We start from the raw sequence: 20,930 nt of genomic DNA on the forward strand, positions 1-20,930 counted from the left end.
CCCGTATGAAGAGGTTAGGTATCATTAACGATCTTTGAATGCTGGTTCTCTTTTGTTTATAAAAGCGTCAATTCCTTCTTTAGCGTCTTCAGTTTGAGAAACCTCACCAAAAAGCTCAGCCTCTCGCTTGGCACCTGCTTCATCTACACGATCAGCATACTGCACAAGCTCTAGAGCATAACGCATGGCAATAGCGCTTTTTTGAGCGATTTTTTCGGCTAATTTCTTCGTACGATCAAAAACTTCTTCATCTGGAAACGCATCATCTGCAAGTCCAAGTTGAACAGCATCCATTCCTGAAATAGGATCTGACGTAAGAAGTAGTTGTGTCGCTTTCGATTTTCCGATCAGTTTCGGCAGGCGTTGGGTACCTGCGAATCCAGGTACAAGACCAAGCTGCAGTTCGGGCAGTCCTAATTTTGTATTTTCGCCAACAATACGTATATGACAAGCCATGGCCAGTTCAAGTCCGCCACCTAAAGCTGCACCATGTACAGAAGCTAAAATCGGTTTAGGGAAAGCCTCCATCTTATCAAACACTCGTTGTCCTCGTTCTGCCATTTCTTTAAATGCCTCGCCGCTATCAACCGAGGTGAATTCTTTAATATCAGCACCGGCTGCAAAGAATCGGCCTTCCCCGTGAACGATGATGACCTTTACTTCTTCATCTGCTTCAAAATCGTCCAACACTTCATCCAATTCGAGGAACATTGGCTGGCACAGAGCGTTGGCAGGAGAATGTTGTAATGTCACGAAGCCAATCTTGTTTTCTTTCGTTGCACTTAAATATTCATATTTGCTCAAGTAGGTTCACTCCTTTCGATCTCACTTAACTTTATTCGACATTAAAACGCTTTCACCTTTTAAAAAAAGAAAACCTGTCAAAAAAAGCAGAATATTCATCGTTTTTTAAACAGGTCTACATCAACTTGTTACCTTTGCTTTAACCCAGATAAAAGCATTTGATTCAATGATTGTGCGAGAGGAACTAGATCATACTTGTGATCTTTCATCACCCAGTTTGTTACCACTTCATCAATCGCTCCAAAAATAACTTGGCGGGCGATCCTCTTATCTAACTCTGCGGAAAAGAACCCTTCCTCCATTCCCTCAGTTAAAATGGAATCAATCAACCCTAAATAGCCTTTGAGTACCTCGTTAATGCGTGTACGCAAAGCAAGGTTCGATTGTCTTAACTCCAACTGGGTAACAATAGCTAAATCATAATCAGCTTCTAGCTGTTTCAAATGCATTTCAATTAGCAGTTTGAGCTTCTCTTCGATTGGAGTGTCGTGAGCAAGGCGTTCCTTACTTTTCTCCACAAAGCTGCCCATCTTTACTTCAAATAGCGAGATTAATATATCTTCTTTGTTTTTAAAATAAAGATAAATCGTGCCATCTGCTACGCCAGCTTCACGGGCAATCTTTGATACTTGGGAATGATGATAGCCGTTTTCAGCAATCACTTTCACCGCTGCATCGATTATTTGTTCAAATTTTTGACCTTTTCTCTTTGCCATGTCTTCACTTCCTCAGCCTATCCTCTGTGAAAAATGAATGATCATTCATTCACTATGTTTTCATTTTAGAGTAAGACCACTCTCATGTCAAACACAGCATCGTGAAAATACCCTCGAAAAATTTAGGACCTTTCTAAAAGTGGAGGTTTAGTTCACTTCTGTGGTTACTTTTTCATCTCGTTTTTTCTTTTCTTCATCCACAAGTGCTCTTCTCAAAACTTTACCGACCATTGTTTTTGGAAGATCATCCCGGAATTCAAACACTTTAGGAGCCTTATAAGCAGATAAATGTTTACGACAATATTGATTCAACTCTTCCTCAGAAAGACTTTCCTCATCTTTAAGAACAACAAAGGCTTTGACTGTCTCCCCTCGATAAGGGTCTGGGATGCCGATGACTACCGCCTCTTGAATAGCTTCGTGTTCATACAACACTTCCTCTACTTCACGAGGGTAAATATTAAATCCACCTGCAATAATCATATCTTTTTTACGATCGACAATGAAGAAATAGCCTTCTTCGTCCATGTAGCCCATGTCTCCAGTCAAGAGCCAGTCGCCATCAAAGGTTGCCCCTGTATCTTCCGGACGGTTCCAATAACCTTTCATCACTTGAGGTCCACGGACCGCCAGTTCACCAATTTCGCCTGTCTCAGCCTGTTCCCCGGTTTCTGCTGAGACGATAACAGCGTCTGTGTCCGGCCAAGGTAATCCGATACTTCCCGTCGGTCGCTTCCCCCACATTAGGTTAAAGTGAGTCACAGGAGAAGCCTCTGTTAAACCAAAGCCTTCAGATAGTTTCCCACCTGTTAACTCTTCAAATCGTTGCTGCACTTCCACCGGCAACGGTGCTGAGCCGCTTATACAAACTTCAACAGAGGACAAGTCGTACTTTTGGACATTGGGGTCATTAATAAGACCTATGTACATCGTCGGTGCTCCTGGAAAAATCGATACCTTTTCCTTCGCAATCGCTTTTAATATTTGTGTCGTGTCAAAGCGTGGAACGATGACCATTTTCGAGCGATCCATGATCGAAAAATTCATTCCAACAGTCATCCCATAAACATGGAAAAATGGCAGCGCACATAGGATGACCTCATTACCATGATCAATTTTGTGCATCCACTTTAAGCATTGCGTCGTGTTTGCCACCAAATTATGGTGAGTAAGCATAACACCTTTCGCTACACCGGTTGTGCCACCTGTATATTGTAAGAGGGCGAGATCCTCCTTTGGATTCACTTTAAATTCAATTGGCTTTGGTTCACACGACTTTAATAACTTGCTAAATGAATGCGTATTTGAGTTGTACGAAATGTCCACCTTTACTCCAGAGTTTTTCTTTTGAATAAACGGATAAGCGATATTTTTCGGGAATGGGAGGTAGTCTTTAATCCCTGTGACGATAACATGTTCAAGTTTCGTTTTCTTCATGACATTGGCAACTCTTGGATAAACAAGATCCAAACAAACGATTACCTTAGCCCCTGAATCGACCATTTGGTGCTCTAGCTCTCTTTCCACATAAAGTGGATTCGTTTGCACGACAACTGCCCCAGCCATAAGTGCTCCATAGTAGGAAATCACCGATTGCGGAGTATTGGCCAACATGATTGCAACACGATCCCCTTTCTTAATATCAAGATCGCGAAGACCGTTTGCAAAACGCAGCGCACCATCATAAACTTCAGCAAAATTCATTTCTTTCCCCATGAAATGAAGTGCCGTCTTCTCTGGAGTCTCCTTTGCTGCCTCTTCTAAATACGTCTGCAACGCTTTTTCTTCATATTCAATCTTAACCGGAATTTCTTCGGGATAATGTTTTAACCAAGGTCGTACGAGTCGTTCTTCCATGAAAAGTCCTCCTTCGACTCTCTCCTTCCAAGTAAGACAACATCCTCTCTCTCCTCCTATTTTAATGAAAACGATTCCAAATTCAAAGTCTTTTGTGAAAATTCTTCAAATTTTTATTTTTGTATAATAGTTAGTCGATTGTTTGAGTAGGCATGCCTGACAAAAATTCCCTAGGAAAAACCGCATAGCGGTCTTTTATACAAGGTTGTTGCTTTTTGATAAAATTAGCGATCGAATCCCCTACAAGCGGACGCTTTCCCTCAAAAGCAGTAAATATTACGAAAACAGCCTTAGTTGCGCTTATACTTTATTTTTTTAGAAAAGGTAAACTTTCTTAAAGTATAAAAAAAGAGAGTGCCTCAAGGTGAAACCACCTTATAAGACACCCTCTATGCCATTCCTAGTTACTTCTCACTCGTATTCGCTAGTTTTTCCCGTTCCTCTTCTACCAAAACTCGTCGTAGAATTTTTCCGACCATCGTCTTCGGTAATTCTTCTCTAAATTCAAATAAACGTGGAACTTTGTACGCGGCTAAATGTTTCCGACAGTATTCTTCCAACTCGTCTTCCGCTAAAGATTGCCCCTCTTTTAATACGATAAAGACTTTGACAGTTTCTCCTCGGTATGGATCAGGAACTCCGATGGCACAGGCTTCTTGAATTGCTTTATGTTCATAAAGAACCTCTTCAATTTCTCGTGGATAAATATTGAATCCACCTGCAATGATCATATCTTTTTTACGATCTACTATATAAAAATACCCCTCTTCATCCATGTATCCCATATCCCCGGACAGAAACCAGTCATCTTTAAACGTGGCCTGAGTAGCTTCTGGCTGGTTCCAGTAACCTCTCATGACCTGCGGACCACGAATGATTATTTCTCCGATTTCATTTGGTTCAGCTAATTCCCCTGTTTCAGCTGATAATACAGCTACATCCGTATCCGGCCACGGGATACCGATACTTCCCGATTTCCGATTTCCCCAAATCAGATTGGCTATAGCGACCGGAGCTGTCTCTGTTAATCCGTATCCTTCAACTAAACTTCCATTTGTAACATTTTCAAAACGGTTCTGCACATCGACTGGTAAAGGAGCTGAACCGCTTATGCACGCTTTAATGGAAGACAGGTCATGCTTTTTAATATCAGGATGATTTAATAACCCAATATACATCGTTGGAGCCCCTGGGTAGATGCTTGCTTTTTGACTTTCGATCGCTTTCAGAATGTCTTTTGGTTCAAATTTAGGCATGATTACCATTTTATACGCCATTCGAATCGCCAAGTTCATAACCGTTGTCATGCCATAAACATGAAAAAATGGCAGGGCAGCAATAATAACTTCTTCTCCAGGCTTCATTTTGTACATCCAGTGCTTACATTGCAATGTATTCACAACGAGATTGTAATGAGTAAGCATTACTCCCTTTGCAGGACCTGTAGTACCACCAGTATATTGAAGCAGTGCGAGGTCCCCTTTCGGGTCAATATCAAGCTTAATCTCTTGTGCCTTTCCCTCATTTAGAAATCTCTCAAAAGAATGGAGACGGTCATTATATTGGAGGTCTACTTTAATGCCTGTTCGTTTTTTCTGAACGAACGGATAAATGAGGTTTTTAGGAAAAGGTAAGTAATCCTTAATTCCAGTTACAATGATGTGTTCCAGACTTGTGTTGTCCTTTACATTGGCTACTTTCGGGTAAACTAAATCAAGACAAATCATTACTTTTGAACCAGAATCATTCATTTGGTGCTCAATTTCCCTCTCCACATAAAGGGGATTTGTCTGGACGACAATCGCTCCTGCAAATAACGCTCCATAGTATGAAATGACTGATTGTGGTGTGTTGGCAAGCATAATGGCAACACGGTCACCTTGCTCAACCCCAATTGAGCGTAATTGATTAGCAAACTTTAATGCGGAATCATAAACCTCTTTGTAAGTCATTTCTTTCCCCATAAAATGAAGGGCTTCTTTCTCAGGAAAATTCTCTGCCGATTCTTTTAAATAGCTTTGCAATGTTCGAACTTCGTAGTCAATGGATGTAGGGATTTCATCTGGATAGTGTTGGAACCAAGGCTTTTGAGTTTTTGTTTCCATTTTTTTCCTCCCTTTTACTTATTAGGACATGTTCAAATAGGAGGGCAACCAAAGTTATATAAGACTCCAATTACCGACCTATTTGACGTTCTAATAGTGACCTCTCCTTTCTAAAGTTCCATTAACTGGCTGTAGGAAATGTACATGAGCCTGTTCATTTCACCACTGGACATTCTCCTCTCTTAGTCTCATTTTAATGAAACCGATTACAATTTAAAAGGTATTTATTCAATTTTTAGAATATTTATTTTTATCTTTGTCCCTTTCTCAAATAAGCAACAAACTTTACGATAATACCATTATTTTTTCCCAGGCCTTTCTTACCCTATTGCTAACAGTATTATTCTATTCTATGAGAAAGACGACTGGCTTCATGCCAATCGTCTTGAATGATATAAAATCAAATTTCACTTTTAGAAGAAAAGAAGATAAACCATTCCAGCAATGATAAACCCCGCACATAGCACTGCAAGGATTTTCCACAACGTTTCCAATACCTTCACCTACTTTTGTTAGTCCAGTTAAATACTCGCTCCTATCACGTAGGAAAGAGCGATGGAAAGAATGAGGGAGATAAGTCCCACCGCACGGTTGTCATTTTTAAGTTCGCGATCTACTTTAAAACGAGGGGTTAGAAACTCAAAAATAAAGTAAACAAAAAGGAGAAGCATAAACCCGTAAATTCCCCACACCAGCATCATAACGACTGTATCATTCGCTTCAATTGAATGACGAAAAACGTTTGCCACACCGAAGATCTTTCCTCCCGTGGCCATCGAGACTGCGACGTTACCTGACTGGATTTCCTCCCATGTAGAATAACGTGTGACAATTTCAAACACTGCCAAAAAAACAATAATCGCAATAACAACTACGCTGTATATTCCTGCAGTATACATAAAATCGTGTTCAAATAGTGACTCCATAAATAATGAGCTCCTTATTTTAGTTGAACGACAGTGACACCAGAGCCACCTTCGTTCATCCCCCCCATTCGTGTACCCTTGACATTTCGGTGCGTTTTCAATTTCTCTTGAACACCTTTTCGAAGAGCACCTGTTCCTTTCCCATGGATGATCGAGATTTGATGATAGCCTGCAAGTATCGCATCATCTAAATATTTATCCACCATTAACATCGCATCCTCATATCGTTCTCCACGAAGATCCAGCTCAGTCTTTACATGAGCTTCTTTTCCGCGAATCGCTGCTAATGGTGTTTTTTCCTGTTGCTTCGGTCTGGACATGTACTGAAGGTCGTTTGCTTTCACCTTCATTTTCATCATTCCAAGTTGAACGTAAAATTCTTTCTCGCTTACTCGCTCAACAATGTGCCCCTTTTGGTCAAAGCTGATGACCTTCACTTCATCACCTGGTAAAAGCTCCGCTGGTTTACTGGAAGGTTTAGCTTGAGGTTGCTTTTTCTTTGATTTCAATTCAGGAGAAGCTTCACCAAGCATTTTTTTCGCTTCTATTAATTCGTGATCTTTAATGGCAGGATTTGATTTTTGTACATCACGCAAATATTCAATAATCTCATCTGCTTCTTGCTGCGCTTTCTTAACGGCTTCAGTCGCTTTTCGTTCAGCTTCTTCCATCGCCTTTTCTTTCTCTTTCTCAAAACGCTCATACTCTTTTTCAAGATTTCTATGCAAATCCTCGGCCTCTTTACGGTAAGCATTGGCATGTTCAAGGTCTTTTTCAGCAAGCTTACGACTTTCATCTAACGAAGCAATCATGTTTTCAATTTTATTCGTATCGGCTCCAATTTGACTTTGAGCTTCATCAATCACTTCTTCACTCAACCCAAGCCGGCGGCTGATCGCAAATGCATTACTACGTCCAGGAACACCAATCATTAACCGGTAAGTGGGGCGCAGCGTTTCCACGTCAAATTCCACACTTGCATTCATCACGCCTTCTCTGTTGTACGCATACCCTTTAAGCTCACTATAGTGAGTCGTCGCTGCGACACGTGCCCCAATTTTATACACGTAATCTAATATTGAAATGGCGAGAGCAGCTCCTTCCGTTGGGTCTGTCCCTGCGCCGAGCTCGTCAAACAACACGAGACTTTCGTGGTCAAGCTTGTCTAAAATATCGACAATATTTGTCATATGAGACGAGAACGTACTTAAGCTTTGTTCGATCGACTGTTCATCACCAATGTCAGCAAAAATTTGTTGGAAAACAGCCGCTTCTGATCCCTCTTCACAAGGAAGGTGTAAGCCAGATTGTGCCATTAACGTCAACAGACCAATAGTTTTTAACGTTACGGTTTTTCCACCAGTGTTCGGTCCCGTAATCACAAGTGATTGAAATGAATTCCCAAGTTCTACATCAATCGGAACAATTTCATCACCTGGGATTAATGGATGACGTGCTTTTTTAAAATCCATCAGCCCGTGATCGTTAAGCTTCGGCTGGCTTCCCTTAATTTCCTGGCTGTAATAAGCTTTGGCAAAAAGAAAGTCGACTTCCTCCATCGTATCCACGATCATTAGTAAATCTTCTTGTTTTTCACCTACTTCATTTGATAAAACGTGTAAAATCCGCTCAATTTCCTGCCGTTCCTTTACTCGTGCTTCACGAAGTTGATTGTTGATTGATACTACCGCATCCGGCTCAATAAAAAGAGTTGCACCTGAAGCAGATTGGTCATGGACGAGGCCGCCAAATTGCCCGCGGTATTCTTGTTTCACCGGAATAACATAACGGTCATTTCGAATGGTAATGATCGAATCAGAGAGCATTTTACGGCTCGAAGAAGAACGGGTCATGTTTTCTAACTTTGATCGTACACTGCTTTCGTGACTGCGAATCTGTTGTCGAACAGAACGTAGCTGCGAGCTGGCTGAATCGAGCATCTCTCCGTTTTCGTCAACGGATTGTTTAATCGAACGCTCTAAGTCAGTTAAAGGAAAGATTTGTGACGCGAGATCTTCGAGAATCGGTAACTCAATCTCATCTTCAATGCTTTGTTCGATAAAACTTTTAAAGCGGCGGCTTCCATAAATTGTTGACGCAATATCTAACATTTCCTGCTCATTTAACATCCCGCCAATGACTGCACGCTTAATCGAAGCCCGAATGTCTCGGATGCCACCTAGTGGAACTTGTCCTTTTAACCGAAGAATCTTTGTCCCTTCGTACGTCGCTTCTTGTGCATGCTTAACCTCATCCAAATCAGTACTTGGCATTAATGAGTCTATTTTTCGTTTTCCAAGTGATGAACTTGCATGATGGATTAACTGTTTTTTCATTTTATCGTACTCTAATATTCGGCAAACCCTTTCCATAAAAGGGAGCACCCCCTACGTTTCTATCTGTTTTTATTAGGCTCTTTTTTCTGAAAAATAACAACCTTTTACAAAAATAGCCTTTTGTTAAGAAATGCTCGTAACGTGTCAACATCCCACGTATTGACGACAGTTTCTTTTTTTAACCATCCTCGCCGAGCGGCTTTTACACCTACACTCATGTGATCGAGCATCTCCATTCGGTGCGCATCTGTATTAATCGCTACTTTCACACCTGCTTGCTGCGCTTTTTTCAAGTATTCCGAGGCAAGGTCCAGCCGGTTAGGATTTGCATTTAACTCCACGATGGTATCCGTTTGCTTTGCTAATTCAATAAACCTGTCTATATCTACAGGGTAGCCATCCCTCCGGCCAATTAAGCGCCCCGTTGGATGTGCAACCATCGCTACGTGAGGATTTTGCAGTGCATTTTCAAGACGCCTCATGATCGTTTCTTCTTTCTGGTTAAACCCTGAATGAATCGAAGCAATTACGAAATCCACTTCTTTTAGTACATCATCAGAAAAATCGAGCTCACCATTTGGCAGAATATCCATCTCAATACCTGTTAAAATCGTAAAGTCATTATAGTCTTCATTTAGTTTACGAATTTCTTCGTGCTGACGTTTCAATCTTTCCTCATTTAACCCGTTCGCCACACGAAGAAACTTTGAATGATCGGTAATCGCCATGTATGAATAGCCTCTGCTGCGATTGGCTTCGACCATTTCTTTAATTGAATGAGCACCGTCACTCCATGTGGTGTGCATGTGTAGATCAGACTGAACATCTTTATAGTCAATAAGTGAAAGGTCCGCTTCGGACGTCTCTAATTCATCGTAGCCTTCTCTTATTTCTGGTGGGATATATGGGAGATTAAAATGAGCGAAAAACGCAGCTTCATCTTTAAAAGTTTTGACCTCTCCTGTTTGGGCAGATTCTACGCCGTACTCACTTATTTTTTCACCTTGTTCTTTTGCCCGTTGACGCATAAGCACGTTGTGGTCCTTGGAGCCTGTAAAGTGATGAAGGGTTGTCGCAAATGCTTCATTTTCAACAAGTCGGAAATCAACAGGGACGATTAAATCACCAAATTGAAACTCAAGACTAATCTTCGTATCACCTTGGCCAACAATTTGTTTTATATGATCCATCATCGTAATCTGTTCGGCTATACTGTCGGGGTTATCCGTTGAGATGATAAAATCTAAATCCTTCACCATCTCTCTGCCTCTTCTAAAGCTTCCTGCCAATTCGAATCGGTGAAGATCTGTGAACTCATTCAATCTCCTTATTAATTCCTCGGCAATAGGCATGACAAGAGAAACAGGTAAGCGGTCAGGTCTTTTTCCAAAATCCGCTAGTGACGCGAGAATTTTTTCCTCCGTTTTAGCTCCAAACCCAGCTAGTTCCCGAACGCGTCCGGCTTCACATGCTGCTTTAAGTGTAGCTGCATCCTCTACACCTAACTCTTGATAAAGTTTACCGATTTTCTTTCCTCCTAAGTTAGGAAGCTGGAGAAGAGTAAGGAGTCCTGATGGTAGTGCTTCTGCCAATTCGTTTAAAAAAGAGGATTCCCCTTCCTCGATTAATTCCTGAATAATACTAGCCGTTCCTTTACCGATCCCTTTTAGCTTGGAAGGATCACCAATTTCTTCGATCGTTCGTTCATCTCGTTCCAATGCTTGGGCGGCTTTGCGATAAGCCGACACCCGAAACGCATTTTCACCTTTTATTTCTAAATAAATCGCAATTTGTTCAAGTGTTTTTATAATATCTTTTTTATTCACCTTTGACATTTGTTGTTTCACCTCATTTGATAACAATGTTTTCGTAATGTTTGTTGTCTTTTTTATAGGCTCTTTTCTAAAAGATTGTTGCTATTTATTTTTTGAGCGTTAGGCAAGCGTATGCTTGCCCTGTCACGCATAGCGTGACAGGTTTTTCAAATCAAATGAAAGTGGCCGATAAATTCATTTGTCCGTAACATCATTTGACTTGAAAAAACGCTCAAAAAGCAACAAACTTTACGATAATAACCTTTTTATAAGATTATCGCTCGCCTCAAGAAAACCACTGTTGCTTTTCCCGCTGGATTCGCCGCATCCTTTCGCTCTCCAACTTTTTAATAAAAAACAATAATCAATGCGAAAAAAGTCTTTATAAAAGAGCCTTTGATAACGTGTCACCTTCTCATCATATCCAACTATCTACCTTCACCGCAAGCAATAGAGGGTGGACTGAACTTTGAGTAAAATTTTGTTTTTCTGCATGAAGTTCGATTATTTTTACATAAAATCAAGGTTATTTGACACGAGACGATGGTGCCTGAAGCTAGGCATCGAAACGTGGATTTTTTGCTCTCAAAACTAAAAAACTCCCCTGTTAAAAAAGGGAAGTTTTTCCTGAGGATGCCTCTATCCATAGATCTTTTAATTGGTTTGAAATGATCGGCGTGTAATCAAAAATTAGTTGAGCAAGACTTGAATTTTGTATTGCCTGTTGAAGAAACTCAACCTGAATGAGAGCGCCTAAGTGAACGAGAATAACCACAACTAATAACCCTTCAAGGAAACCAAGCGCGCCACCTAACCACCCGTTGATCGTATGTAAGATCGGCAGATGAGCAAGAAAATCAAACATCGAACCTATAATATGCATAACAATTTTTGTTGCAAAGAATAGAATCGCAAAAGCAATCCCATTATAGTATACAGTTTCTACTGAAAAAGCATCTACTAAAAGTGCAGAGGTTCCATTATCTGACCCCAATGTTGGAAAGGGGATCCAGAGTCGAATGTACTCAGCTACGTCCTTGTAGTATAGGTAAGCAACAATAAAAGAAACGATAAAACCTAATAAATGAACGAGTTGAAGAATAAGACCTCTTCGAAACCCTACAAAAAAACTTCCAATGAGAATAATAAATAATAACAAACTTAGCATGCTCTTTATTCCCCATCTTTCTCTATATCGATATTTTTCTCCTTGAGCTTAATCAGCTCATCTCCTATATTCAAAGCAGCCAAAACAGCTAATTTACCACTATCTAAATAAGGGTTGTTCCCTTTTATCTCTCTCATTTTATCATTCACGAGCTCAGCAACGTTCTTAACATGCTCGGGACTTTCTTTCCCTACGATGGTATATTGCTGCCCGTATATTGTAACGATTGTTCGACTTTTTCCCTTCCCTTCTCCCACCAATAAGCCTCCATTCGTCATGAGAATCCTGAATTCTATCATAACATGTAGATTCATGAATGAAAATATTTCACATAAAACTTAAGAGAAGCGTGACGTTTATCCTCAAGTTGGCTATACTCTTACTTAGTCATCTTAGGTTCTTTTGTCCCTATTTTGCTTATCATTCACTTTTTTAGGAGGTCACCGATGAGTCACCAAGTACTCAAAGTAACGAACGAACGATTACATAAAATGAAAAAGCATTACATTTCTTCTTTAAAATCACCTACTCCGCAAAATGCAGCATTTGCGGCGAAGGTTCCAGGTTGTACTATTACCGCTTACACGTCGGGAAAAGTGTTATTTCAAGGCGCAGATGCGTCGAGAGAAGCAGGTATCTGGGAAGGCTCACCGACGGAGGCTAAGAAAAAAACAGCTACTAGTGCAAAAAAATCAGTAGACACCCACGACTACTCACCACCCGCTCAATTGCAAAGCCTTGCTATGCTCGGTAGTGACGAAGCAGGAACAGGAGACTACTTTGGCCCAATCACGGTTGCTTGTACGTATTTAACCCCCGAGCAAATGAAAAACGTGGAGCACATGGGAATACGAGATTCGAAAACGATTAAAGATCCTGTGATCCTTGAGCTCGCACCTGAAATTATGAAAAAGTCAACATACAGTTTATTAACACTAACAAATGAAAAGTACAATAATCTTCAAGTAAAAGGCTATAACCAAGGACGGATGAAAGCGATGATGCACCATCAAGCGATTATGAATGTGCTAAACAAATGTCGTGAACAGAAGCTGAATCCAGAAGGAGTTTTTGTAGACCAATTTTGCCAACCAGGGGTTTACTTTAACTATTTAAAGCAAAGTGGCCATTATTGGCAGGAAGAAACGCCGATTTATTTTGCTACGAAAGCGGAGTCTCTTCACGTTTCTGTAGCAGCAGCGTCCGTTATTGCCCGCTATGCGTTTGTTAGGGAGATGGACAAACTGGAAACTTCACTTGGTTCTCCCGTCCCTAAAGGAGCCAGTGGAAAAGTCGATTCAGCCGCAGCGGAGATTATCCGCCTTCACGGCCGGGAAACCTTGAAGCAGTGTGCAAAACTGCATTTTGCCAATACAGGTAAAGCTGAACGACTCGTGTAAAAAGAGTTTATGAGCCGAATTGTGCGGCGTAACGGTAGCTGTCCGCTTATATTTTGAACAAAAGCGTAATGCACCTGGAGCTAGATGGTACCCCAACTTTAAAAAGTTACCCACAACCTTAACAAAATATAATTTCCTGGTGAAACAATAAGAAAAGAGTATGAGACCGAAGGAATGCCACCTGTCTCATACTCTTTTCGTTCCTATTAACTCCGCAATGTCGCCCCGAGCTTCGCTTCAAGCTGCTCGATGACACGGTGATGAACGTCGCTAACATCTTCATCTGTGAGCGTACGTTCCGGATCAAGATATCTTAAAGCAAAAGCAAGTGATTTTTGACCACTCTCTAAATGCTCTCCTTGGTAGACATCAAACAGCTTTACACCTTTAAGCAAAGGACCACCTGCTTCACGAATCGCCTCTTCCACTTTTCCAGAAGCAACGTTTTCACCTACGACTAGAGCGATATCACGGTCGATAGCAGGATAACGCGGAATCGGTTCATAACGAACATCTTGTTTTCTTTCGTTCGTGAGATTTTCTAAATTCATTTCGAATACATACGTTTCTTTTAATGAAACGTCTTTGGCTACTCCTGGGTGGAGCTGTGCAAGGAAGCCTATTTCCTCACCTCTTACTAAAATCCGAGCCCCTCTCCCTGGGTGCATGCCATTGATTTCTGCCTGCTCAAAAAGGACCTCGCTAGTAATATTAAGCTCTTCAAGTAACCCTTCAACAATGCCTTTTACGACAAAGAAGTCCACGCTTTTCTTTTCCTGCTGCCAAGGGTGTTCCTGCCACGTACCCATAAACGCTGCAGCAAGATTCAACTTTTCCTCAGGCTGTTTTGTGACCGTTACTTCATCTGTATGGAAAACCGATGACAATTCGAATAAAGCAACGTCATGTAGATTACGATTTTTGTTATGGCTTAATGCTTCCAATAAATGAGGCAGTAATGTTGTCCGCAACGTGCTGCGTTCTTCACTCATCGGTAGCGCCAATTTCACATCGCGCGAGATGCTTTCACTTCGGATCGCTTTTTCTTTTTCTACCGTTGTCAATGAGTACGTAATCGCTTCGTTTATTCCTGCACTTTCTAAATAGCGACGGCTTCGGCGCTTAAGGACTTGTATATCCGTTAAGCCTCCTGGTGTGGTCGCCGCTTCAGGCAAAGTTGTCGGGATTTCATCGTAGCCGTGTAAACGAGCCACTTCTTCAATAAGATCAACATCCAATGTAATATCTTGTCGCCTCGTAGGAACTTCTACACGAAATCCTTCTGCTGTTTTTGTATAAGAAAAATCAAGGTTTTGTAGAATACCGGAGACTACCTCAAATGAAAGATCCGTTCCTAACTTCTTGTTAACGCGTTCAAGATTCAAATCAATTTTCATTGGTTCTTCGCTTATCTCATCAAATTCCACTGGTCCTTGAAGCACTTCGCCATCAGCAAGCTCAGCAATTAACGCAGCCGCCCGCTCACCAGCTTTTTTCAATCGGGAAGGATCGACTCCCTTTTCAAAGCGTGTACTAGCATCACTTCGCAAGCCAGTATCTTTCGCTGCTTTTCTTACAAGAGTGCGATCAAAGTATGCCGCTTCTAGTAAAATCGTGGTCGTTTCATCATGAACTTCAGAATCAGCACCACCCATTACACCCGCTAGTGCAACAGGATCTTCACCGTTTGTAATAACGAGATGGTCAGATGAAAGTGAACGTTCTTGATCGTCCAATGTAACCATCTTTTCCCCATCTTGAGCTCGCCTTACAAGAATTTCTTTTGAGCCTAGACGATCATAGTCAAAAGCATGGAGCGGTTGGCCATATTCAATTAACACAAAGTTCGTCACATCGACAACGTTATTGACCGGACGGATACCGGCAGCCATTAAGCGTGTTTGCATCCACAATGGCGACTCTTTAATTGTTAAGTTTTTAACAATTGTCGCCCCGTAATATGGAGCATCTTCTTTCGTTTCTACTTGAACAGATACATAATCTGAGGCTTGTTCTCCAATTGAATGAACATGAGGTTCAGGAAGCTTTGGCTCACGTTTTAAAATAGCCGCGACTTCATACGCGACCCCGATCATGCTTAAACAATCTGCACGATTTGGAGTGAGGTCCAGTTCTAGGACTGTATCGTGCAAATTCAAATGCGTTAACGCATCATCACCCGGCTTTAAATCAGTTGGAAAAACAAAAATCCCTGAAGAGTAAGCTTTTGATACAAGCTTCCCTTCGATACCAAGCTCTTGTAAAGAACAAATCATTCCTTGAGAAACCTGACCGCGAAGCTTTGCTTTTTTTATTTTGAAGTCATTTGGTAAGCGTGCGCCAACTTTTGCTACAGCAACGTACTGGCCTTTCCCGACGTTTTTCGCTCCACAGACGATTTGAACAGGCTCTTGTTCACCGATATCTACTTGACAGACGTTTAGTTTATCGGCATCAGGGTGAGGGTCACATGATAAAACGTGACCGACAACTACACCTGTTACTCCTTGATTTAACTCGTGTATAATGTCAACTTCCACACCGCTTCTTGTTAATTTTTCAGCCACTTCTTCTGGCGTGTAATCGTCTATATGAACGTATTCTTTTAACCATTCGTATGATACTAACACGTAAATTCCTCCTTTGATTCGACTCCCAATTTATTTAAACTGTGATAAGAAACGGATATCGTTCGTATAGAAATGACGAATATCATCGATCCCATAATGTAGCATCGCTAATCGCTCTACACCCATTCCAAAGGCAAAGCCAGAATAGATTTCCGGATCAAATCCACCCATTTTCAACACGTTTGGATGAACCATTCCAGTACCTAAGAGTTCAATCCACCCCGTCTGTTTACACGTACGGCAACCGCTGCCGTGGCAAATCGCGCAAGAGATATCAAGCTCAGCAGAAGGTTCTGTAAATGGGAAGAAACTTGGACGAAGACGGATTTTACGATCAGTCCCGAAATATTTTTTTACAAATGTTTCGAGAACACCTTTTAAGTCACTCATGCGAATGTTCTTGTCGATCATAAGCCCTTCAATTTGCATGAACTGATGAGAGTGTGTCGCATCGTCTTCATCACGTCGATATACTTTACCTGGACAAATAATTTTGACTGGACCTTTGCCTTCATGCTTTTCCATCGTTCTTGTTTGCACTGGAGATGTTTGTGTACGTAAAAGCAAATCAGACGTAATGAAAAACGTGTCTTGCATGTCACGGGCTGGGTGATCTTTAGGTAAGTTCAATGACTCGAAGTTATAGTAATCGGTTTCTACTTCAGGTCCTTCAGCAATTGAAAATCCCATTCCTATAAACACGTCTTCCATCGTTTCGATCACGGATGTTAGAGGATGACGATTCCCACGACGTACTTCGCGTCCTGGCAATGTGATATCAATGCTTTCCTCTTTGAGCTTTATGTCTAAAGCTTCCTTTTCCATACGAACTTCTTTTTCATCGATGGATGCGCTTATCGCATCACGGACTTCATTAGCTTTTTGTCCGACTTTTGGGCGTTCTTCTTTTGAAAGCTTCCCCATTCCTTTAAGTACTTCTGTAATTGGGCCTTTTTTCCCTAAGTAAGCAACACGGACATCTTTTAAATCTTTAACTTCCGTTGCCTCGTCTACCTTTTTTAACGCTTCTTCTTGCAGTTCTTCTAAGCGATCAAGCATGTTTTTTCCTCCTTTATGTGATGAACTTCATTTTTTTGAGCATAAAAAAGAGCCTTCTCCCCAGTAAGGGACGAAGACTCGCGGTACCACCCTAATTAGTAAAAATCCTTTTTACTCACTTAAAATTGTAACGGACTGAAGTCCGGGCTACCTTAACAAACGAATATTTGTGTTCCGGTGCCAACTCAGGAGTGAATTCGGCTGTGTCTCACATCGAAATGCTTTCAGTCTACGGCATTTCGTCCCTGAATGCTGACAGTCAGCTTACTAATCTCCATCAAAGTTTTTAGCTGCTTAAATTGTATGGATTATATTATATACTTTTTACAGCGCTCGTGCAATTGGTCTTAATCATCTTAGTCAAAAAAGAGAGAATCCATACTCTAGACCCTCCTTTTTAGAGAACCGACAGGAGCAGGCCATATCGTTCCCGCACTATTGAACAACCTTTTATATAAGCTTTAGATGATAAAGTAAAATACCACAAGCCACCGAAACATTTAAAGATTCAGCATCCCCATATAAAGGGATGTACAAATTTTGATCAGTTTCTTGTAGAAGTGTTTCCTCTACCCCTTGACCTTCATTTCCAACTACTAGGACAAAGTCATTTTGCGGTTCGATGGCGGAATATGTACTTCCTTCAAAAGAGGTGCCAAAGACCGGAACTTGGTTTTCCTGACACAAACTAACCGCTTCATGTAAATCCATTTTTTGGATTGGGATATGAAATAAGGACCCTTGTGTTGCTCGGATGACCTTACTGTTATATGGATCAACAGTTCCTTCTGCAAAAACAATACCTGTAATTCCTACGGCATGAGCAGTGCGGATGATGGTCCCTAAATTTCCCGGGTCTTGAATTCGATCGATGAATAAAAATTGACCGCTCTCTAAAGGAATGTTTATATTATCCGGAAGCTCACACACGGCTGCAAAACCTTGCGGGGTTTCCGTTTCACAAAGCTCCTTCATAACTTTAGCTGTCACTTCAATTGGCTTCACTTCTACTGCCTTCCACTCTCTAGGCAATTCCTCTCCTTCCCTAACAATGAGTTCAACAAAAGGAATGTTTCCTTTTAATGCTTCCTCAATTAAATGGGGACCTTCAATAAAAAACAGGCCTGACTTTTCTCTACCTCGTTTTGTATGTAATTTTTTCCACGCTTTAATTTTTGCATTTTTAGGTGATTCAATTCGTTCCATTCGCTTGCTCCTTTTAAAGGGTCTTATTCCAAAACTTATTCGGGTATTACATAAATCTCATTATAACTTATCATACTATAAATGAGACTACATCCAAAATGTGATGGATGTTCATGTTTCGTGAAAAAGACCTTACAGAAAGGATGTTCATGATGAGCTTTAATTTACGCGGTGCCATTATGCAAAATATTGCGGGCAGTGACGAAGAAAAAGTTGAAGCAACAATTCAGGATGCAATCCAAAGTCAAGAAGAAAAAATGCTTCCTGGCTTAGGGGTTTTGTTTGAAGTTTACTGGCAAGGGGCTAGCGAACAAGAAAAACAAGAAGTGATTCAACAAATTTCCCAAGAACTTAAACAATAAGGAAGAGGGTGTCTCAAAAGGTTCGCATTCTAGCCTTTTAAGACACCCTTTCCTCTGTATAAAATATCAACGTAAAAGATCGACAGATACATTATGTCTTCGATTTGCTCTTAAAAACCTTACTGCATTTATTTCTCTTCTATTCAAACGTAATTTTATTGACAGTGTCTTTATCTAGCTTTTTAATAACTTCGACAATGAGTTTTACCGCGTTTTCAAAATCGTCACGGTGTAAAATTGCAGCATGTGTGTGAATATAACGAGTCGCAATCGTGATCGACAACGCGGGTACACCATTAGCCGTTAGATGGATTGCACCGGAGTCTGTTCCGCCGCCAGGTACGTAATCAAACTGATAAGGAATTTCTTTATCGTCTGCGGTATCCGTTACAAAATCACGCAAACCTTTGTGAGAAACCATAGAGGCGTCATACATAATAATTTGCGGTCCTTCTCCCATCGTTGACATAGCATCCTTATCTGTTACTCCTGGCGTATCGCCTGCAATTCCTACATCAACACCAAAGCCAATGTCAGGTTGGATATGGTGAGCTGATGTACGAGCACCACGCAATCCTACTTCTTCTTGAACAGTTCCTACACCATAAACCGTATTCGGATGGTCTTCGTCTTTTAAACGACGCAGAACCTCGATCGCAATCGCACATCCAATTCGGTTATCCCAGGCTTTAGCCATAAGCAGCTTTTCATTTTTCATTACCGTAAAGTCACACACAGGAACAATAGAATCGCCTGGTCGAACGCCGAACTCCATTGCTTCTTCCTTACTGGATGCACCGATATCAATATACATTTCTTTTTTATCTACTGATTTCTTGCGTACTTCCGCAGGTAAAATGTGCGGCGGCTTAGATCCTATCACTCCAGGAACATTACCGTTACGCGTCATCACTGTTACGCGTTGAGCGAGCATCACTTGCTCCCACCATCCACCAACAGTTTGGAACTTAATAAAACCTTTGTCATCAATGTTTGTAACCATGAAACCAATTTCATCTAAATGACCAGCGACCATGATTTTAGGACCGTCAGCTGAGCCTTTCTTTTTCGCAATTAAGCTTCCTAAATGATCAGTTTCCACTTCATCCGCAAAAGGTTCGATATGTTTTTTCATTACTTCACGAGCTTCACGTTCATTACCGGGAATGCCGTTTGCATCCGTTAACTCCTTGAGCATACTTAACGTATTATCCATTACGATGTACCTCCTGATTTGTAAAAAAATTATGTATCTTCTAATAGTATAACGTTTTTCAAAGATCGTCTCAATTCTTTCATAATACTATTGAGCCTTTTTGAACACCTTTTAGTAACCGTTTTCCTGCCTTTGGTAATTCACTTCATTCTTTTTTAAATAAGCATCTAAAATTTCATCTTCCTGAAACCCAAGAGACCCTCCTAAACGTAGATAGGATTGAAAGAAAGCTTTATATGCTTGAAAAGTTGAATCATGACGAAGTTCAGCTAAAGCATTTGTGACCTCAAAAAATGCATATACTAATCCTTCTTTTTCAACAGCCTTCACTTCGGGATAAGTATATACTGATTCAGTTTCGAATCCATATTCAATACCTATCGACAAGAGAAAATGGACACCATCTACGTATTCTTCGAGAATCACGTCTTTATCAGATGACGGTTTTTCACTCCAAAACTTAAAACACCGCGTCTCGTTAGCGAGTTCTGCCAGTTCAACTTGAAATGCGAGAAATTTACGGTCAAGCAGCGATTCATATTTAAGGTCATGCTTTGATTCAATATGATGATCGAGTGATTTTTGCATAGCGAATAATTTACTAAATTCCAATCGTTAACACTCCTTTATCCTCTTCAAGACACCCTTTATTGATTAATCGTTTTCATTATACTACCTGTCTTTATACATGGAAAGAAAGAGAGTAATGCCTGTGAGAAAGCGAAGCTCACCTTTTAGAATGAACTAAAGTAGGTAAACATAAAAAAATACATTTATTTCGAAACTTTACTTCCGCTTATTCGTATAGGCTAAGAAGAAACAAAAATGAATAGTCGAGCCCATTTTCCATAACAAGAGAGACACACATTGAAGTAATAGAGGGAGAGATGACTATGCTCAGTGTAATATTATTCCGAATTCTGCTTTTAATCGCCATTGGTATTGTTGTTTTTAGTGTGATAAAGTACGCCATCGATCCCCGACGAAAACTGGAATCTGCTCACCAGTCAGGTGGTTTTTATTTTCTGGATGAGTCGGATAATGTGAGAAAAAACTTTCTCCTCACTTATTCCTCCGTTATGTTTGAAGGGGAAAAGTACTTAGGAACAGTCGACGATTCCTTTGACGTGACATCGATTACCGTATGGACAGAAGAAAAAGATAAATTAAAAGGATTGAGTAAGACCGACTTTTTATTTATTGAAAAAGAAATTGCAATCCGTTATCCGAAAGCGGAAATCCTTTGGAATAGTCCAATTAAAGAACTGTTTAAAAAGATGAAGAAGCAATAAGAAAAACCTAGCTTGAGCAAAGTACGCTCTAGCTAGGTT

The 20,930-nt window shown here is 40.7% G+C and carries 17 protein-coding genes and 1 other annotated feature; of the genes, 3 read left to right on the top strand and 14 right to left on the bottom strand.

Annotation, left to right across the window (positions count from 1 at the left end; all coding sequences use genetic code 11):
* Positions 1-24: 24 nt before the first annotated feature.
* The 9 genes from CDZ94_RS08165 to zapA form a co-directional block, all read right to left on the bottom strand.
* Positions 25-804, bottom strand: a complete 780-nt coding sequence (locus CDZ94_RS08165; RefSeq protein ID WP_096435997.1) for an enoyl-CoA hydratase — start codon at positions 802-804, stop codon at positions 25-27.
* 128 nt (positions 805-932) lie between these two features.
* A complete protein-coding gene (locus CDZ94_RS08170) occupies positions 933-1,520 on the bottom strand; it encodes a fatty acid metabolism transcriptional regulator FadR (RefSeq protein ID WP_096435998.1) in 588 nt (195 codons plus the stop codon).
* A 147-nt stretch (positions 1,521-1,667) separates the two neighbouring features.
* Positions 1,668-3,377 (bottom strand): AMP-binding protein, encoded by a 1,710-nt coding sequence (locus tag CDZ94_RS08175; protein ID WP_096435999.1) that lies wholly within the window; start codon positions 3,375-3,377, stop codon positions 1,668-1,670.
* A gap of 404 nt (positions 3,378-3,781) precedes the next feature.
* Complete coding sequence (locus CDZ94_RS08180) at positions 3,782-5,482, bottom strand: AMP-binding protein (protein WP_096436000.1); 1,701 nt, start codon at positions 5,480-5,482, stop codon at positions 3,782-3,784.
* A 521-nt stretch (positions 5,483-6,003) separates the two neighbouring features.
* The gene (locus CDZ94_RS08185; protein WP_096436001.1) at positions 6,004-6,408 is read right to left on the bottom strand and encodes a DUF350 domain-containing protein; all 405 of its coding nucleotides are present in this window, start codon (positions 6,406-6,408) and stop codon (positions 6,004-6,006) included.
* A 14-nt stretch (positions 6,409-6,422) separates the two neighbouring features.
* The gene (locus CDZ94_RS08190; protein WP_096436002.1) at positions 6,423-8,780 is read right to left on the bottom strand and encodes an endonuclease MutS2; all 2,358 of its coding nucleotides are present in this window, start codon (positions 8,778-8,780) and stop codon (positions 6,423-6,425) included.
* Positions 8,781-8,848: 68 nt separating this feature from the next.
* A complete protein-coding gene (gene polX / locus CDZ94_RS08195) occupies positions 8,849-10,579 on the bottom strand; it encodes a DNA polymerase/3'-5' exonuclease PolX (protein ID WP_096436004.1) in 1,731 nt (576 codons plus the stop codon).
* Between the two features lie 586 nt (positions 10,580-11,165).
* On the bottom strand, positions 11,166-11,726 hold the full coding sequence (locus tag CDZ94_RS08200) for a CvpA family protein (RefSeq protein WP_096436006.1): 561 nt from the start codon (positions 11,724-11,726) through the stop codon (positions 11,166-11,168).
* Between the two features lie 5 nt (positions 11,727-11,731).
* Complete coding sequence (zapA, locus tag CDZ94_RS08205) at positions 11,732-12,004, bottom strand: cell division protein ZapA (protein ID WP_425352559.1); 273 nt, start codon at positions 12,002-12,004, stop codon at positions 11,732-11,734.
* Positions 12,005-12,172: 168 nt separating this feature from the next.
* Between zapA and rnhC the strand changes: the two genes are divergently transcribed.
* Positions 12,173-13,126: a ribonuclease HIII gene (gene rnhC, locus CDZ94_RS08210; RefSeq protein WP_096436010.1), complete on the top strand. Its 954-nt coding sequence runs from the start codon at positions 12,173-12,175 to the stop codon at positions 13,124-13,126.
* 206 nt (positions 13,127-13,332) lie between these two features.
* Here the strand turns inward: rnhC and pheT are convergent, their stop codons facing one another.
* The 3 genes from pheT to CDZ94_RS08225 all read right to left on the bottom strand — a co-directional run bounded on the left by pheT (position 13,333) and on the right by CDZ94_RS08225 (position 18,021).
* Positions 13,333-15,756 carry a phenylalanine--tRNA ligase subunit beta gene (gene pheT, locus CDZ94_RS08215; RefSeq protein WP_096436012.1) on the bottom strand — a complete coding sequence of 808 codons (2,424 nt, stop codon included), beginning with the start codon at positions 15,754-15,756 and terminating at the stop codon, positions 13,333-13,335.
* A gap of 30 nt (positions 15,757-15,786) precedes the next feature.
* Entirely contained in the window at positions 15,787-16,815 is a 1,029-nt protein-coding gene (pheS, locus tag CDZ94_RS08220; RefSeq protein ID WP_096436014.1) for a phenylalanine--tRNA ligase subunit alpha, read from the bottom strand.
* A 63-nt stretch (positions 16,816-16,878) separates the two neighbouring features.
* Positions 16,879-17,105, bottom strand: a binding site (T-box leader).
* A gap of 160 nt (positions 17,106-17,265) precedes the next feature.
* Positions 17,266-18,021, bottom strand: a complete 756-nt coding sequence (locus CDZ94_RS08225; RefSeq protein WP_096436016.1) for a TrmH family RNA methyltransferase — start codon at positions 18,019-18,021, stop codon at positions 17,266-17,268.
* 152 nt (positions 18,022-18,173) lie between these two features.
* Here CDZ94_RS08225 and sspI point away from each other — a divergent pair, with 152 nt between their 5' ends.
* Entirely contained in the window at positions 18,174-18,383 is a 210-nt protein-coding gene (gene sspI, locus CDZ94_RS08230) for a small acid-soluble spore protein SspI (RefSeq protein WP_096440673.1), read from the top strand.
* A 139-nt stretch (positions 18,384-18,522) separates the two neighbouring features.
* Here sspI and CDZ94_RS08235 read toward each other — a convergent pair whose 3' ends face one another.
* Both CDZ94_RS08235 and CDZ94_RS08240 read right to left on the bottom strand, forming a co-directional pair.
* Complete coding sequence (locus tag CDZ94_RS08235) at positions 18,523-19,599, bottom strand: M42 family metallopeptidase (protein ID WP_096436018.1); 1,077 nt, start codon at positions 19,597-19,599, stop codon at positions 18,523-18,525.
* Between the two features lie 111 nt (positions 19,600-19,710).
* Positions 19,711-20,211, bottom strand: a complete 501-nt coding sequence (locus tag CDZ94_RS08240; protein WP_096436020.1) for a dUTP diphosphatase — start codon at positions 20,209-20,211, stop codon at positions 19,711-19,713.
* Between the two features lie 275 nt (positions 20,212-20,486).
* On the opposite strand from CDZ94_RS08240, the gene CDZ94_RS08245 reads away from it, so the two are divergent.
* Positions 20,487-20,891: a sigma-w pathway protein ysdB gene (locus CDZ94_RS08245; protein ID WP_425352528.1), complete on the top strand. Its 405-nt coding sequence runs from the start codon at positions 20,487-20,489 to the stop codon at positions 20,889-20,891.
* Positions 20,892-20,930: the final 39 nt, after the last annotated feature.

It is taken from the genome of Alteribacter populi (assembly GCF_002352765.1).
In the GTDB taxonomy this organism is placed as follows: Bacteria; Bacillota; Bacilli; order Bacillales; family Salisediminibacteriaceae; genus Alteribacter; species Alteribacter populi.